This window comes from Pseudomonas fluorescens, assembly GCF_902497855.1.
GTDB lineage: Bacteria > Pseudomonadota > Gammaproteobacteria > Pseudomonadales > Pseudomonadaceae > Aquipseudomonas > Aquipseudomonas fluorescens_BI.
The window spans coordinates 57,374-72,631 of sequence record NZ_CABVHU010000003.1 but is presented as its reverse complement, the minus strand read 5'-3'; the positions used below and the strand labels follow the sequence as shown (position 1 = coordinate 72,631).

The following is a 15,258-nucleotide window of genomic DNA, read 5'->3' as shown; positions in this document are numbered from 1 at the left end:
AGGCAGGCATGGCGCCCCGGTGCGATGCCTATTCCCTGCTTAATCCGGATGGCCAGGTTGACTCATGGGTGAATTACTTCCGCTATTGATACAAGGGGCCTGGGTAACCCTCCAGGTGACATTCTTCGGCTCGCTGCTGGCGATCGTCGCTGCCATTCTGGCGGCGCTCGGGCGCATGTCGCCATGGCGGCCACTGCGCTGGTTTTCCATCGCCTACATCGAAGTGTTTCGCGGCACGTCGTTGCTGGTGCAATTGTTCTGGCTGTTTTTTGTGCTGCCGCTGCCGCCGTTCAACCTTGAGTTGAGCCCCTACGCCGTGGCCATCGTCGGCCTCGGCTTGCACATCGGCGCTTACGGCGCGGAAGTGATGCGCGGTGCGATCAGCTCGGTGGCCAAGGGTCAGTACGAAGCGTCCACGGCGCTGAACTTCAGCGGCTACAAGCGCCTCAAGCGAATCATCTTGCCCCAGGCGTTGCTCGCGGCTATCCCGCCGGGTACCAACCTGCTGATCGAATTGCTGAAAAACACCTCGCTGGTATCACTGATCACCTTGTCCGACCTGAGCTTCCGTGCTCGTCAGCTGGATCAGGCAACCTTCCAGACCCTGGAGATTTTCAGCCTGGCGCTGGTGATCTATTTCGTATTGGCGCAAGCCATCAACCTCGGCATGCGCCAGGTTGAGCGGCGCCTGGCTCGCGGACGGATGCGTGGAGGTCTGTCATGACACTGTTCGACTGGACCTACGCCTGGCAAATTCTTCCCGATCTGCTGCGCGCTTCGCTCAACACCGTGGGGATTACCCTGATCGGCTTCCTGATCGCCATTGTGCTGGGCTTGTTCCTGGCCATCGGCCGCCGCAGCCGCAAGCTGTTTATCTCGCTGCCGGCTACCGGGGTGATCGAGTTCATCCGCAGCACGCCGCTGCTGATCCAGGTGTATTTCCTCTACTACGTGCTGCCCAACTACGGCATCAGCATGACCGCCATGCAAGTCGGGATTCTCGGGATCGGCCTGCATTACGCCTGCTACATCGCCGAGGTCTATCGCGGCGGCCTCGATGCGGTACCGCGGGCGCAATGGGAGGCGGTCACGGCGCTGAACATCGCCCCGTACAGCGCCTACCGCAACATCATTTTGCCCCAGGCCCTGCGGCCGATCCTGCCGCCATTGGGCAACTACCTGGTGGCGATGCTCAAGGATACGCCGGTGCTGTCGGCGATTACCGTGGTGGAAATCATGCAGCAGGCCAAGAACATCGGCTCCGAGAATTTCCGTTACCTGGAACCGATCACCATGGTCGGCCTGTTTTTCCTCGCCCTGAGCATCGCTTTGGCTTATCTGGTACGGCGCCTTGAAGTGCGCCTGGAGCTACGCTAATGACTTCTCCACTTTCGACACCCAGCGACTTTTCCCGGCAAAGCAACCCGACCCCGCTGCATCCGCAGGAGGCCATGGCCATGCAGGAAACCAAACCGGTCAAGCCGATCGTCAGTTTCCAGGACGTCACCAAAAGCTACGGCAACTTCACCGTGCTCGACCACTTGAACCTGGACGTCACGCCGGGCGAGAAAGTGGCGATCATCGGTCCCAGCGGCTCGGGCAAGTCCACGCTGCTGCGGGTGCTGATGACCCTCGAAGGCATCGACGACGGGCTGATCCGAATCGAGGACGACTTGTTGACCCATATGCCCAATCGCAACGGCGTGCTGGTGCCGGCCAACGATCGGCACATCCGGCGGGTGCGCGGCAAGATCGGCATGGTGTTCCAGAGTTTTAACCTGTTCCCGCACATGACCGCGCTGCAAAACGTCATCGAGGCCCCCGTGCAGGTGCTCGGCATGAAACCGGTGGAGGCGCGGGAAAGAGCCGCGGACTTGCTGGAATTGGTGGGGTTGGGCAGCAAACTGGGGCATTACCCTTCGCAGCTGTCCGGCGGCCAGCAACAACGGGTGGCGATCGCCCGGGCGCTGGCGATGCGGCCCAAGGTGATGCTGTTCGACGAAGTCACCTCGGCGCTCGACCCGGAACTGTGCGGCGAAGTGCTCAACGTGATCCGCAAGCTCGGCACCGAACACAACCTGACCATGTTGATGGTCACGCACCAGATGGGCTTCGCCCGGGAGTTCGCCGATCGCGTGTGCTTCTTCTACAAGGGGCAGATTCACGAACAGGGCACGCCGGCGCAGATCTTCGAACACCCGCAACAGGAGCGCACTTGCGCGTTTCTCAGCGCGGTGAAAGAGGCCAACTAGGAAAGTCAGCCTAGACACGAATCAACTGTAGGAGCTAGCTTGCTCGCGATGGGCTCAAGAACGGCGCGGTCATCCAGACAGCCCGCGTCATCGTTGCCGTCCACCGCGAGCAATCGAGCGTCGACCGGCTGCTCCTACAGGTTTTTGCGGTGTTACGGGTATTGCTGAACGGTGCCTTGCTGCTGGGCACCATACTGCTGACCCGGAATCGCCTTCAGGTTGACCTCGACCCGACGATTCTGCGCCCGTCCATTGACGTCACCGTTGCTGGCAACAGGGTTATCCGGACCGGCGCCACGGGCGCTCAAATTGGCACCGCCGACACCCTGCGACGTCAGGTAAGTCGCCACGCTTTGGGCACGACGCTGGGACAGGTCCATGTTGTGCTGGCGGCTGCCGGTGCTGTCGGTGTAGCCGACGATCTCGATCTGGTTCTGATTGAACTCCTTGAGCGAGCCCGCCAGGTTGTTCAGCGGCTGATAGAAGCTCGAGGCGATGTTTGCCGAATCGGTGGCGAAAGTGATGTTGCCCGGCATGATCAGCTTGATCTGATCGCCCTGACGCTGCACTTCAACCCCGGTGTTGGCCATGCTGGCCCGCAGTTTTTTCTCCTGCTGGTCGGCGTAGTAACCGTAACCGGCAGCGGAAGCACCCACCACGGCGGCGCCAATCAGCGCGCCCTTGCCACGGTTGTCGTGGCCAATGGCCGCACCGGCCAACGCACCGGCCAGAGCGCCGAGCCCGCCGTACTTGGCGGTTTTGCTCATGCCCGTGGATCCACTGTCGGCTTGGCCCTGAGCTTGACCCTGATTGTCGTAAGGGTTAGGCGAGGCGCAGCCAGACAGCAAGGCCACAGCCGTAGCGACAATAATCAAACGCTGCTTGGTGAACATGTATAGCTCCTGATTTTATGCATTCTGTGGTCAACGGACCAAGGCGTCAGCCTTTGCGGGCGTTGGATCGTTTTTATGGGCAAAAATTCCACCCGGACTGTGCACAAATGCACATCAAGCGCGCACAAACGGGTTTTCGCGCATTTCATCCCCCAGGCGAGTGTCGGGACCATGCCCCGTCACCACCGTCGCTTCTTCATCGAGGGTATACAAACGCTGCTTGATCGAACGCACGATGGTCGCCTGATCGCCACCCCACAAATCCGTGCGCCCTACTCCACGCCGAAACAAGGTGTCACCGGCAATCAGCAATTTGGCCTCGGCGAACCAGAAGCTCATGGAACCCGGGGTATGCCCCGGCGTGTGCAACGCCACGCCACAGCCACAGGCCAGTTCTTCATCGTCGGCCAACCAGCGATCCGGCGACGGCACCGGCGTGTAGGGCACCCCGAACATCTGGCATTGCATCTCCAGATTGTCCCAGAGGAATTGATCTTCCTTGTGCAAATGCAGGGTCGCGCCGGTTTTCTCCTTCAACTGACCGGAGGCCAGGAAGTGATCCAGGTGCGCGTGGGTGTGGATGATGCTGACCACCTTCAGGCCCAGGGCGTCGAGGCGTGCCAGGATCAATTCATGATTGCCGCCCGGATCGACCACGATGGCTTTTTTCGTGATCGGATCGCCGATGATCGTGCAGTTGCACTGCAAGGGGCCGACGGGGAAGGTTTCGCGGATCAGGGTTGGTTGCTGGGACATCGGGGCTGCTCGGTAAACGGGGACAGGGGGATTTTTGCATAAATTGGCCATCAAGCCATTTACCGCGATGTGTATCGTCAAATGACCTCAGGCCAACACTCCCAACGCCTTCGCCCGCGCCACGGCCTGCGTGCGCCGCTCCACCCCCAGCTTGCTGTTGATATGGCTGGCATGGGTTTTCACCGTGTGCAGGGAAATGAACAGCTGATCGCTGATTTCCTGGTTCGAACAGCCTTGGGCGATGAGTTTCAGGACGGCCAGTTCACGGGAGCTGAGTTGCTCGCACGCGGGCAAGGGTTCCGGCGCAACGCGCACAGCGACGGCGGGCAGGCGCTCCGACAGGTTTAGTGCAATCGGCGATTTTGCACAGTGCTGGAGCTGCTCACGCAGCCAGTCAGGGTATTTGTTCAGCAGGGCGTCGAAGGGTTGCAGGGCACCGCCACTGGCCGCTTCCAGGGACTGGACGAAGGTTTGCCGGGCCTCGGGCTCGCGATTGTGCGCCAGGAGCAGATCGATTTTCTGGGTCAACACCAGCACGCTGAGCAACTGCCGGCCTGTCTGCTGGCCGTTCTCGAGCAACGCATTCAAGCGCCCTTCAGCCAGCATCGGGTGCCCCTGGATCACGTCCAGCAAGGCCTGCTGCAATTCGATGTGCAACGGCAGCTGTGGGTGGAATTCCGGCGGCGCCGCTGCCTGCTGGCCGTTGTAGGTCTGGCCCAGTCGCGCCAGCCAGGCTTCGGCCAGGTCGATACGGCCCTGGGCCAGCCACAGCTCGCATTTGACCAGGGTGATCATCGCCAGGTAGTAGATCGGCGGCACATCCCAGATGTGCATCAGGCGTTCGGCTTCGGCGAGTTCGGCGAAAGCCTTCGCGAATTCGCCACTGTTGCCTTCGAGCCTGGCGATCACGCAATGGCCGATCAATACGCTGATATCGCGACAGGCGCGCGCTTCGTTCAAACCCGCCAGCAATCGCAGCCGCGCAGTCTGTGGTTGCAAGCGCAGGGCCAGCAGGAAACCCTCATACAATGTCAGGCGGGCGCGTACGGCAAACAGCCGTTGCGGGGACAACCCTTGCAGGCGTTGCAGCCCCTGACGGACCTCTTCCAGTGCCCGCAGGATCTCTCCCCGCGCCTGCAACACTCGGGCGCGGTCGTAATGGGCCAGCGCTTCGAACAGCGGATTGCCGACCCGTTGTGCCAACTCCAGGGAATCACGGTTCAAGCCTCGTGCACGCCACAGGTCACCGTCGGCAATGGCCAGGTTGGACAAGGTCGAGAGGCACATCAGGCGTTGGCCGTAACGCCTGGAGGGGAGACTCTCCAGAGCTTCGGCGCAATAGAGCAACGTCAGCTCGCGATTGCCGCGCCCCCGGGCGATGATTCCGCTCAAGGCCAGCCATTGCGCCAGCATGGACTTCTGCGCCGTGGCCGACGGGGCCGGCAGGAAGCGGCTCAAATGACTGGCCAGTTCCTCGGCGGCGTCCAGCTGACAGGCCAGCCCCAACGCCCAGCTGTACAGCACGATCAGCCGTGGCGTGCTGACCAGCAGGCTGTCGGGCAAGTCCATTTTCCAGCGCAGCAACATGCCGACGTTCTGTTCGGCCAGCAGTTGCTCTTCCGAGAGGTTTTGCACCAGGTTCGCCGCGACATCCAGGTGCCCGGCCCGCAGTGCCTGCTCCACCGCCTCATCGAGCAATCCCTGGGCATTGAACCAGCGACAGGCGCGCAGGTGCAGGCTCGCCACCGGGACCATCGCCGGTGTGGCCGGCCGCGTGCGCAGCAGGTCGGAAAACAGATGGTGGTAACGATACCAGTGACCCTGTTCGTCCAGCGGGACCAGGAACACCTGATGGGCCAAGAGAAAACGCAGGATCTCGGCACTGTCGTGGGCTTCGCGAACGGCATCGCACAGCTCGCTGCAAAAGCGTTCCTGCGGCGCGGTGTCGTACAGGAATGCCTGCACCTCGGCGGGCAGGCAATCGATGACCTCTTCGAGCAGGTAATCGCGGATCAGCCCTTCCCCGCCGTGCAAGGACTGGGGCAACGCGCCGGCGGTGCCCGCTTCGGAGGCCGCCAGCAGCCAGAAACGCAGCCCGGCGACCCAGCCTTCGCTACGCTGGATCAGGTTCTCCAGCGCTTCGCCGCGCAATGAGGTGCTGTGTCGATCGAGCAGGGTCAAGGCTTCGTCATGGGTCAGGCGCAGGTCCTGCTCATGCAACTCGAGCAGTTGCCGCGACAGCCGCAGGCGCGCCAGGTGCCAGTCCGGACGCTGGCGGCTGGTCACCATCACCAGCAAGCCGTCGGGAAGATGATTGAGGAAAAACTGCAGGCAACGATCGAGCACCGGCCCCTGGGCCAGATGGTAATCATCGAGTACCAGTAGCAGCGGCGCCGTCGGCGACACATGCACGGCCAACTCGTCGAGCAAACCGTCCAGCCATTCTTCGAAGGCGAAGGGTTGATGCCGCTGGCGCATTTTCAGCAGCCCCAGGGACTGTCTGCCCAGTTGCGGAAAGTAATCCTGGAGGCCTTCGAGCAAGCGTTCAAGAAAACGCCCCGGGTCGCTGTCGCGGGGACTCAACCCCAGCCAGAGGCTATGCCAATGGGCCGGCAACCCCTGACAGAACTCCACGGCCAATGAGCTCTTGCCGAACCCGGCCGGAGCACTGACCAGCAACAGCCTGCCACCGAGGCCCGCACTCAGGCGCTCGCACAAACGCGGCCGCAGCACGTGGCCATCAGGCAACGGCGGCCGAAAAAAGCGCCCGTCCAGTGCTGCGACGGTGACGCTTGCAGGGCCCGGGAGTGGGGACAGATCAGTCATGGCCGGCTCTTGTTCGAATGCTGATGGCGGCGTTGCAGATGTCCGCAGACTAGCGGTAAACGCAGAGGGAATGAAGGTTATTGCTACAAATGGCTACAAAAAGCCTGCGAACAAAAAAACGCCCCGAACCAGTCGGGGCGTTTTTCGAGGATGCGGCCTCTGTTTCAGTCAGCGTTAGCGAACACCGTCCTGACGCAACGCCGCCGGAGTGAAGTCGCTGGTGGTCGCGGTGAAGCCGAAGTCATACGCCGACTTCTCTTCGTTCTTCATGCCCAGCGCCAGGTAACGACCCGACTGCAGGTCATACAGGGTTTCCAGGGTGTACCACGGCACCTGGACGTTGTAATAGTTCTGGGCGTGAGCTTCCGCCACGCGCCAGAGCTGATTACGACCGTCGTAATGATCGATCACCGCCGCTTGCCAGGTGTCTTCGTCGATGTAGAAATCACGCTTGGCGTAGATGTGACGCTGACCTTCCTTCAAGGTAGCCACCACATGCCAGACCCGGCGCAGCTCGTAGCGAGCCAGGTCCTGGTTGATGTGACCGGCCTTGATGATGTCGGCGTATTTCAGCTTCGGATCGTCGAGCTTGTAGGCGTCGGAGGCGATGTACATCTCTTTCTTGCCTTCGAGCTTCCAGTCGTAACGATCCGGCGCACCGTTGTACATGTCCAGGTTGTCGGAGGTACGCAGGCCATCGGCAGCGGTACCCGGCCCGTCATAGGACACTTGCGGCGCACGGCGCACACGACGCTGACCGGCGTTGTAGACCCACGCCGAACGTGGCTCTTTAACCTGGTCGAGGGTTTCGTGCACCAGCAGCACACCGCCGGCCAGACGTGCCGGCGCGGTCACTTTCTGCTTGAAGTAGAACAGGATGTTGCCCGGGTTCGCCGGATCGTAATCCTTCATCTTGTCGCGGAACACGAACTGGTCCTGGAAGTACACCAGGCTGTACGAGCCGTTCGGCTGCGGCGTGGCCTGGGTAACCAGACGGGTCACGCTGCCGCCGCGATAGCGGGTGATGTGGTTCCAGATGACTTCCACACCGGTTTTCGGAATCGGGAACGGTATGGCGGTCTCGAAGTTTTCCAGACCGTTGCCGCCGGACACCAGGCTGGTGCTGGTGGCGTTTTTCTTGATGGAAGCAAACACCGCATCCGGCACCGTGGCACCGCGATGGGACGGATAGACCGGCATCTTGAAGGTTTCGGGGTAGCGCTTGAACATCGCGTACTGGCCCGGGGCAAGCTTGTTTTTGTACTGGTCGACGTTCTGCGCCGTGATGGTGAACAGCGGTTTTTCACTGGCGAACGGGTCGGACAGGAAGCCTTTGCCGTCAACGTTACCGGCGTTTTTCGCCATGGGTTTCCAGGCCGGGATCGACCCGTCGGCGTTGCCCGCCATCTCGGCGCCCATCGGGGTCAGGCTCTTGCCCAGCTTGTCCGCCTCGGCCGCAGGGACCGCAGCCATCACACCGGTCGCCAGCAACGAAAGCCCCAGAACACCGACGTGGAACAGACTCTTTGTTATTTTCATATATGTGTTCGTCCTGAAAATACAGTGCTTAGAAGTTCACGCCGAAGCTGAGCGCAACGAAGTCGCGGTCATCCGTGGTGGTGTACTTGCCGTCGAAGAAGTTGGTGTATGCCAGGCTCGCGGTGTAGGTGTTCTGGTACTCGGCATCGACGCCCAGGCTGACCGCTTTGCGACCTTCCTCGAAGTTGCCGCCAGGGCCTGGCGAGTAACCTTCCACGTCATGGGACCAGGCCACGTTCGGCTTGAGGTTCACCCCGGCGAATACGCTGTTGTATTCCCAGATGGCACGACCGCGATAACCCCAGGAGTTGGCGGTGGTAAAACCATCGTTTTCGCAATAGCGACTGACGTTGTTTTGCGGACCGCCCGCCAAAGTGGACGTGTTCAATGCCACGCACTGGCCACTTGGCAACGGACCAGGACCGTAGCTCGGGTCACGGCCGTAACGCGCCTTGGAAGTGCTTTCCAGGCCGCCGACGTGGGTAAAGCCGACCTCGCCCACCAGGGTCAGCCGCTCGGCGCCCATCACCTGGTCGAAGAAGTGGGTCAAGGTGGTCTGCAGCTGGGTCACTTCCTTGCGGCGATAGCCTTGTTGATCCTGCCCTGGCTGCCCCTGAAGCACGGAGACGTTAGGGTTCAGCGGCGTCAGGCCGGAAAAGAGGATGTCGGTGGTGTTGAGCTGAACCGGCGCATTCGGCCGGTAGCTGACTTCACCGCTCCACGCGGTACCGGTAGGCAACGTCGTGGAGAAGCTCAGACCATACAGGCGAATATCTTCAGGGTATTCGACGTAGTAGCTGGAGTTGCCCGCCACCACCAACGGCAGCAAGGTCGGCGCCAGGCCGGCCGCGACGCCGAGCGGAACCCCGGCCCCCACCAGCCCCCCCACCAGGCCTGCTCCACTGTAGGCACTCGCCGGCGCGCCATGGCCGCTGAAAATAGGCGCACGGCTGTGGTAATTCATGAAATAGGCGCCGAATTCGGTGTCCAGCGGATCGAACATGTATTTGAAGGACACGCCGAACTGACCGCTGTCCCGTGCGTCGCGATCCGGACCGCGACGAACGATCACGCCTTCATCCGGGTCGCCCCAGGTCACGCCCCTGGCGGCGAGGGTGTTGATGCTGGCATTACGCAGCCCAGCCGGCAGCCCCGCAGCCGCCAGTGCACCGTTGAGGCCATTGCGGGTGCGCAATACCGCGAGGTTGTTGTCGCAGCCATCGGAAATCACGTCCGGTTGCGAGAAGAACGTGCCGCAGTTGTCGGTAACGGTCTGGTCCCATTCCAGTTGGTAGAAGGCTTCGGTCGAGAGGTTCTCGGTGAGGCTCTGGGACACGTAGAACATGTTGACCGGGATCAGGCCTTCCTTGATCTCGGCACCCGGACGACGGAACGCGGAAACGTCGATCGGGTTGATCGAGTTGATGCCGCCGCCGATGAAGGTACTTTCGCCCCAGCTCACGACCTGCTTGCCCAGACGCACGGAGCCCGGCTGATCGGCAACGGAGTAGTTGTGGTAGACGAAGGCATCGAGGATTTGCCCGCCGGAGGACTTGGCGCCTTCCTTGCGGTTACTGTCGCTGATGTCCTTGAACGGACGACTTTCGTCCTTGAGCTCGAAGTCATACCAGTATTTGCCACGGACGAAAACGCCGGTGTCGCCATATTTCAATTCAAGGTCATGGATACCCTTGAAGATCTTCGAGAAGGTTTCGCCGCTCTTGAAGTTCAAGTGACCATCGTCGGAGGTCTGGGACAGGCCGCGACCGCCGTTGTTGACGCCGATGAGGTTCTTGTTGGCGCTTTCGGTAGACCAACTGGCTCCGATCGACAGGGATGAGTCGAACTGACCTTCGATTTCACCAACGTTGAAACTGACGCCGAATGCTGGCCCGGCGAGCGTAGAGGCAAGACTGACCGCCAGGGGCAGTTTCGCCCTGCGCCAGAACTGGTTTACTGATGTCATCGACGCTACTCCATGTGCATTATTGTTATGGCAATTAGCACTCTTAAAAACGCGATGGATGACTGGGCGCCAAGGTAGCCCTAAGTCATTCCAAAGTTGCATCGCCCCGGTGTGTGCGTGTGCTCCGTTCTTAAAAATCCTTGAGCGGACTATAGCCAGCAGGTAGTACTGCTTGATCCCTCTAAAGTGTGATTTGCAGCGCCAACCACTCTGGAACAGTCCTTTCGCCAATCCGACACCTGTCGGCACGGCAAGAATGGCTGAAAATCCGGATTTGACAAGCCAAGCGCTTGCTTGGTGGGCCTGGCGTGCCCTTTCGGACACGCCAGGGGACGCTTAAAGCGTCGAGAGGAAGGTGCTGTTGTTGGCTTGCCATTCGGTGATGTCGACGCGAATCCGCTTCTTGTCGAGCTTGCCGACACTGGTCTTGGGAATTTCAGTAACAAGGGCGATCTGACTCGGGATGGCCCACTTGCTCAGGTGCCCCTGCTCCACGAATGGCTTGAGGTGCTCCTTGAGTTCCTTCGCCCCGATAACCTGGCCTTCGCGGATCACCAGCAAGGCAAACGGCCGCTCGCCCCACTGCGGATCGGCAATGCCCACCACTGCTACTTCGCGTACCGCCGGGTGGCGGCTGATCAGGTCTTCCAGGTCCAGCGAGGAAATCCACTCGCCACCGGTCTTGATCACGTCCTTGATCCGGTCGCGAATGTCGATCACCCCCATGCTGTCCAGGGTCGCCACGTCACCGGTGTGCAGCCAGCCCCCGGCCCAGAGCTCGGCGCCCTTCTGCGGCTCGTTGAAATAACCTTCGGTGAGCCACGGCGCACGCAGCACCAGTTCACCCTGGGTCTCGCCATCGGCGGGCAGGAAATTGCCGTCGGTGTCGACGATTGCCGCCTCCACCAGGGGCCCCGGCACCCCGGCCTTGATCCGATACGTGGTGCGTTCGTCTTCGGTGCCGGCCATCAGCTCGTCGTTGAGGTGCGCGCACGACACCAGCGGCCCGGTTTCCGACATGCCGTAGGCGGCGGTCAGCTGAATGCCCTTGGCCTTGGCCGCTTCGTACAGCGCACGGTTCAGCGCACTGCCGCCGATCACGATCTTCCAGCCACCGAAATCCGTGCCTTGTGCCGCCTTGGCATTGAGGACCATCTGCAGGATGGTCGGCACGCAATGGGAAAAGGTGACCTTCTCCTTGCGCCACAGCTCCACCAGGTATTCCGGGTCGTAGCGACCGGGATAGACCTGCTTGAGGCCGAGCATGGTCGCCACATACGGCAGGCCCCAGGCGTGCACGTGGAACATCGGAGTGATGGGCATGTACACGTCGTTGGTGCCCAGCAGCCTTACGCTGTCGATGGCGCCCATGATCGTCGAAACACCCATGGTGTGCAGCACCAGTTGCCGGTGGGTGAAGTACACGCCTTTGGGATTGCCGGTGGTGCCGGTGGTGTAGAAGGTGGTCGCGACCGAGTTTTCGTCGAAGTCCTGGAAGTCATACTGCGTGCTCGCCGCCGCCAGCAACTGCTCGTACTCGCCGACGAGGTTCGGCAAATCGGCGGTTTTTTCCGGCAGGTCGGTCAGCAGCAGGGTTTTCTCTACCGTGGTCAGGTGCCCGGCAATCGCATTGTACAGCCCGACGAACTCGCTGTTGACCAGCACGAAGCGGTCCTCGGCGTGGTTCATGGTGTAGAGGATCTGTTCCGGCGACAGGCGCACGTTGATGGTGTGGATCACCGCGCCGATCATCGGGATGGCGAACATGCACTCCAGGTATCGATGGCTGTCCCAGTCCATGACCGCCACGGTATCGCCCGCCTTGACGCCGGCTGCCGTGAGTACGTTGGCCAACCGTGCGACCCGCTCGATCAGGGTCGGATAGCTGTAGCGCAACTGGTCGCGGTAGATGATCTCGCGGGTTTTCTCGTAACGCGCGCCGGACATCAACAGCCGTTTGATCAACAGCGGATACTGGTAAGCGCCTTCGGCTGGGGGGATAACGCGAGTCTGCAACATAAGAATCCCTTTTCTGACTGCACGGTCGTGGCTGAAAGCAAGCACTCTAGTGCCCTTGTGCGCCAGCCAAATCAGCCAAAGGAATGATTTGTAGAGCCAAGCAAATGATAGCGTTGCGCCAGCACTTGTAGGTATCCGGCCCAGACACGGCCCTCTGTAGGAGCCGGCTTGCTGGCGATGGCCTCACCGCGGTTATTCAGAAACACCGCGGCGAACCTTTCGCCAGCAAGCCGGCTCCTTCAGGGATCAATGCATCTCGGTAAACGCGAGTTTCACGCCGATGGCGATCAGCACCGCGCCCATGGTCCGGTCGAACCAGTGGCCCATGCGCGCGAACCCGGCGCGCACGCGCTGCTGGCTGAACAGCATCGCCACGAGGCAAAACCATACAGCGGTGGCCACCGCCAGATAAATGCCGTAACCAGCCTGCACCGTCAGCGGAGTGTGTGGATTGATCACTACGGTGAACAACGAGAGGAAGAACAGCGTGGCTTTGGGGTTCAGGCCATTGGTCACGAAACCGGAAGTGAAGGCGCCGCGAGCCGTACGTTCGCCTGCTTCCTTGTGCAGTTCGTCCGTGACCGCGCTGGCTGGCCGAGCGCGCAAAGCCTTGAAGCCGATATACAACAGATATGCAGCGGCTGCCCATTTCAAGGCGTTGAACAACACGATCGACTGCGACACGATCAGGCCGATGCCGAGCAACGAGTAACCGACATGCAGGAAAATGGCCGTGCCGACGCCCAGCGCCGTCCAGGTGCCGGCGCGACGACCGTGGGTCACGCTTTCACGGACCACCACGGCAAAGTCCGGGCCTGGGCTGGCAACGGCCAGCAAATGAATCAGGGCAACGGTCAAGAACTCTGTCCAGTACATGGGAACTCCTTTTGGCCAAGCGTAACTGTTTGTTTCATCTGGTAGGCTCGGCAGATTACGCCTTCAGTTCAATGCACAAAAGGTACAGTTGATGACGAACTCTCGCCGCGCCGTTTTCCTCGACCATCCCTCCCTGGACCTGGGCGATCTCGACCTCAGTCCGTTGCGTGCCTGTTTCAGCGAACTGCAGCTATTTGCACAGACCACGCCTGACCAGGTCGTCGAACGCCTCAAGGGTGCCACCGTCGCCATCAGCAACAAAATCCCGATCGATGCCGGTGCCATCGCCGCCAGCCCCGAGCTGAAGCTGATCCTGATCACCGCCACCGGCACCAACAACGTCGACCTCGTCGCTGCCCGCGCCCATGGCATAACCGTGTGCAACTGTCAGGGTTACGGCACCCCGTCGGTGGCTCAACACACAATCATGTTGCTGCTCAATCTGGCGACACGCCTGGCCGACTACCAGAAAGCCGTCGGCGAAGGACGCTGGCAGCAGGCAAAACAGTTCTGCCTGCTGGACTATCCGATTGTCGAACTGGAAGGCAAAACCCTCGGCCTGCTCGGGCACGGCGAATTGGGCGGCGCGGTCGCACGGCTGGCCGAAGCGTTTGGCATGCGCGTGTTGCTGGGGCAGATTCCGGGACGCCCGGCCCGGCCGGATCGCTTGCCACTGGATGAACTGCTGCCGCAAATCGACGCGCTGACCCTGCACTGCCCGCTCAACGAACACACCCGCCACTTCATCGGTGCCCCGGAACTGGCGTCGATGAAACCCGGCGCCTTCGTGGTCAACACCGCTCGCGGTGGCCTGATCGACGAACAGGCTTTGGCCGACGCCTTGCGCAACGGTCACCTGGGCGGCGCGGCCACCGACGTGCTGAGCGTCGAGCCACCGACCGCTGGCAACCCGCTGTTGGCCCATGACATCCCACGGCTGATCGTCACGCCGCACAACGCCTGGGGCAGTCGCGAAGCACGGCAGCGGATCGTTGGCCAATTGACCGAGAACGCCCAGGGGTATTTCAGCGGTAAAGCGCTGCGGGTCGTCAGTTGATAAACTGCGACACTTTTTTTCAAGGAGCAGATGATGGATCCGCGCAGTGAAGTACTGCTTCGCCAGGCTGAATTATTCCAGGGTTCGGTGTTGTTGGCCGGCTTGCCCGCCGATGATCTGCTGGCGCGTCTGCCCGATGCCCATGGCTGGTGCTGGCACGCCGGCGATCAAGCGGCCCTGGACGCGCGGTTTGCCCAGCGCAGCCATTTTGGCGTAACGGTGCCGGAGCGTGGGTTCGACGCCGCCGTGGTGTTTCTGCCCAAGTCCAAGGACCTGACCGATTACATCCTCAATGCCGTCGCCTCGCGCCTGGAAGGTCGCGAGGTGTACCTGGTCGGCGAAAAGCGAAGCGGCATCGAGGGCGCGGCCAAGCAACTGAGCCCCTTCGGCAAACCGCGCAAACTCGACAGCGCGCGGCATTGCCAGCTATGGCTGGTCACCGTGGCCAATGCGCCGCAAGCCAAATCACTGGAAAGCCTGGCCCAGGAATATGAACTGCCGCTGGCCGAAGGCCCGTTGAAAGTCATCAGCCTGCCAGGTGTGTTCAGCCACGGCCGGCTGGATCGCGGCAGCGCCCTGCTGCTGGAGCATCTGGACAAGTTGCCGAGCGGCCATCTGCTGGACTTCGGTTGCGGCGCCGGCGTGCTGGGTGCGGCGGTGAAACGGCGCTACCCGCACAATCAGGTCACCTTGCTGGACGTGGATGCGTTTGCCGCTGCCAGCAGTCGTCTGACATTGGCCGCCAACGGCCTAGAAGCGGACGTTATCACCGGCGACGGAATCGATGCCGCCCCCATGGGTTTGAGTGCCATCCTGAGCAACCCGCCCTTCCATGTCGGGGTCCATACCGACTATCACGCCACGGAGAACTTGCTGCGAAAAGCAGCCAAACATCTGAAAAATGGTGGCGAACTTCGGTTGGTAGCCAACAGCTTCCTGAAGTATCAACCGCTGATCGAAGAGCATCTGGGTGTCTGTGCAATCAAGGCCGAGGGGCAAGGTTTCAGGATCTACCGGGCCAAGCGCGGCTGAAAATCGGCCCCGTAGGAGCCAGGCTTGCCGGCGAAGGCGCCC

Annotated in this window: 12 protein-coding genes; 5 read left to right on the top strand and 7 right to left on the bottom strand. The window is 61.3% G+C overall.

All coding sequences use genetic code 11. The features are described 5' to 3' along the window. The first annotated feature begins 64 nt into the window (after positions 1-64). Genes ehuC through ehuA form a run of 3 tightly spaced genes read left to right on the top strand, consistent with a single transcriptional unit; the run spans position 65 to position 2,252 of the window. The gene (gene ehuC, locus F8N96_RS07890; RefSeq protein WP_150797334.1) at positions 65-724 is read left to right on the top strand and encodes an ectoine/hydroxyectoine ABC transporter permease subunit EhuC; all 660 of its coding nucleotides are present in this window, start codon (positions 65-67) and stop codon (positions 722-724) included. Continuing rightward, on the top strand, positions 721-1,377 hold the full coding sequence (gene ehuD / locus F8N96_RS07885; protein ID WP_128873718.1) for an ectoine/hydroxyectoine ABC transporter permease subunit EhuD: 657 nt from the start codon (positions 721-723) through the stop codon (positions 1,375-1,377). Before ehuC ends, ehuD begins: the two co-directional genes overlap by 4 nt. Continuing rightward, complete coding sequence (gene ehuA, locus F8N96_RS07880) at positions 1,377-2,252, top strand: ectoine/hydroxyectoine ABC transporter ATP-binding protein EhuA (protein WP_412071806.1); 876 nt, start codon at positions 1,377-1,379, stop codon at positions 2,250-2,252. Before ehuD ends, ehuA begins: the two co-directional genes overlap by 1 nt. Before the next feature lie 152 nt (positions 2,253-2,404). On the opposite strand, the gene F8N96_RS07875 is transcribed toward ehuA, so the two are convergent. The 7 genes from F8N96_RS07875 to F8N96_RS07845 form a co-directional block, all read right to left on the bottom strand. After that, positions 2,405-3,145, bottom strand: coding sequence for an OmpA family protein (locus F8N96_RS07875; protein WP_150797333.1), 741 nt, complete (start codon positions 3,143-3,145; stop codon positions 2,405-2,407). 114 nt (positions 3,146-3,259) lie between these two features. Further along, entirely contained in the window at positions 3,260-3,901 is a 642-nt protein-coding gene (locus F8N96_RS07870) for an MBL fold metallo-hydrolase (protein WP_109634736.1), read from the bottom strand. An 87-nt stretch (positions 3,902-3,988) separates the two neighbouring features. Then, positions 3,989-6,727 carry a LuxR C-terminal-related transcriptional regulator gene (locus tag F8N96_RS07865; protein ID WP_150797332.1) on the bottom strand — a complete coding sequence of 913 codons (2,739 nt, stop codon included), beginning with the start codon at positions 6,725-6,727 and terminating at the stop codon, positions 3,989-3,991. Positions 6,728-6,901: 174 nt separating this feature from the next. Next, on the bottom strand, positions 6,902-8,266 hold the full coding sequence (locus F8N96_RS07860; RefSeq protein ID WP_150797331.1) for a DUF1329 domain-containing protein: 1,365 nt from the start codon (positions 8,264-8,266) through the stop codon (positions 6,902-6,904). A 28-nt stretch (positions 8,267-8,294) separates the two neighbouring features. Beyond that, the gene (locus tag F8N96_RS07855) at positions 8,295-10,232 is read right to left on the bottom strand and encodes a DUF1302 domain-containing protein (RefSeq protein WP_150797330.1); all 1,938 of its coding nucleotides are present in this window, start codon (positions 10,230-10,232) and stop codon (positions 8,295-8,297) included. A 336-nt stretch (positions 10,233-10,568) separates the two neighbouring features. Next, positions 10,569-12,251 (bottom strand): fatty acid--CoA ligase, encoded by a 1,683-nt coding sequence (locus F8N96_RS07850; protein ID WP_150797329.1) that lies wholly within the window; start codon positions 12,249-12,251, stop codon positions 10,569-10,571. A gap of 246 nt (positions 12,252-12,497) precedes the next feature. Continuing rightward, positions 12,498-13,127 (bottom strand): LysE family translocator, encoded by a 630-nt coding sequence (locus F8N96_RS07845; RefSeq protein ID WP_128873710.1) that lies wholly within the window; start codon positions 13,125-13,127, stop codon positions 12,498-12,500. Between the two features lie 91 nt (positions 13,128-13,218). On the opposite strand from F8N96_RS07845, the gene F8N96_RS07840 reads away from it, so the two are divergent. After that, positions 13,219-14,184 carry a 2-hydroxyacid dehydrogenase gene (locus F8N96_RS07840; protein ID WP_150797328.1) on the top strand — a complete coding sequence of 322 codons (966 nt, stop codon included), beginning with the start codon at positions 13,219-13,221 and terminating at the stop codon, positions 14,182-14,184. A gap of 33 nt (positions 14,185-14,217) precedes the next feature. Next, on the top strand, positions 14,218-15,216 hold the full coding sequence (locus F8N96_RS07835; RefSeq protein ID WP_150797327.1) for a class I SAM-dependent methyltransferase: 999 nt from the start codon (positions 14,218-14,220) through the stop codon (positions 15,214-15,216). The last annotated feature ends 42 nt before the right edge of the window (positions 15,217-15,258 follow it).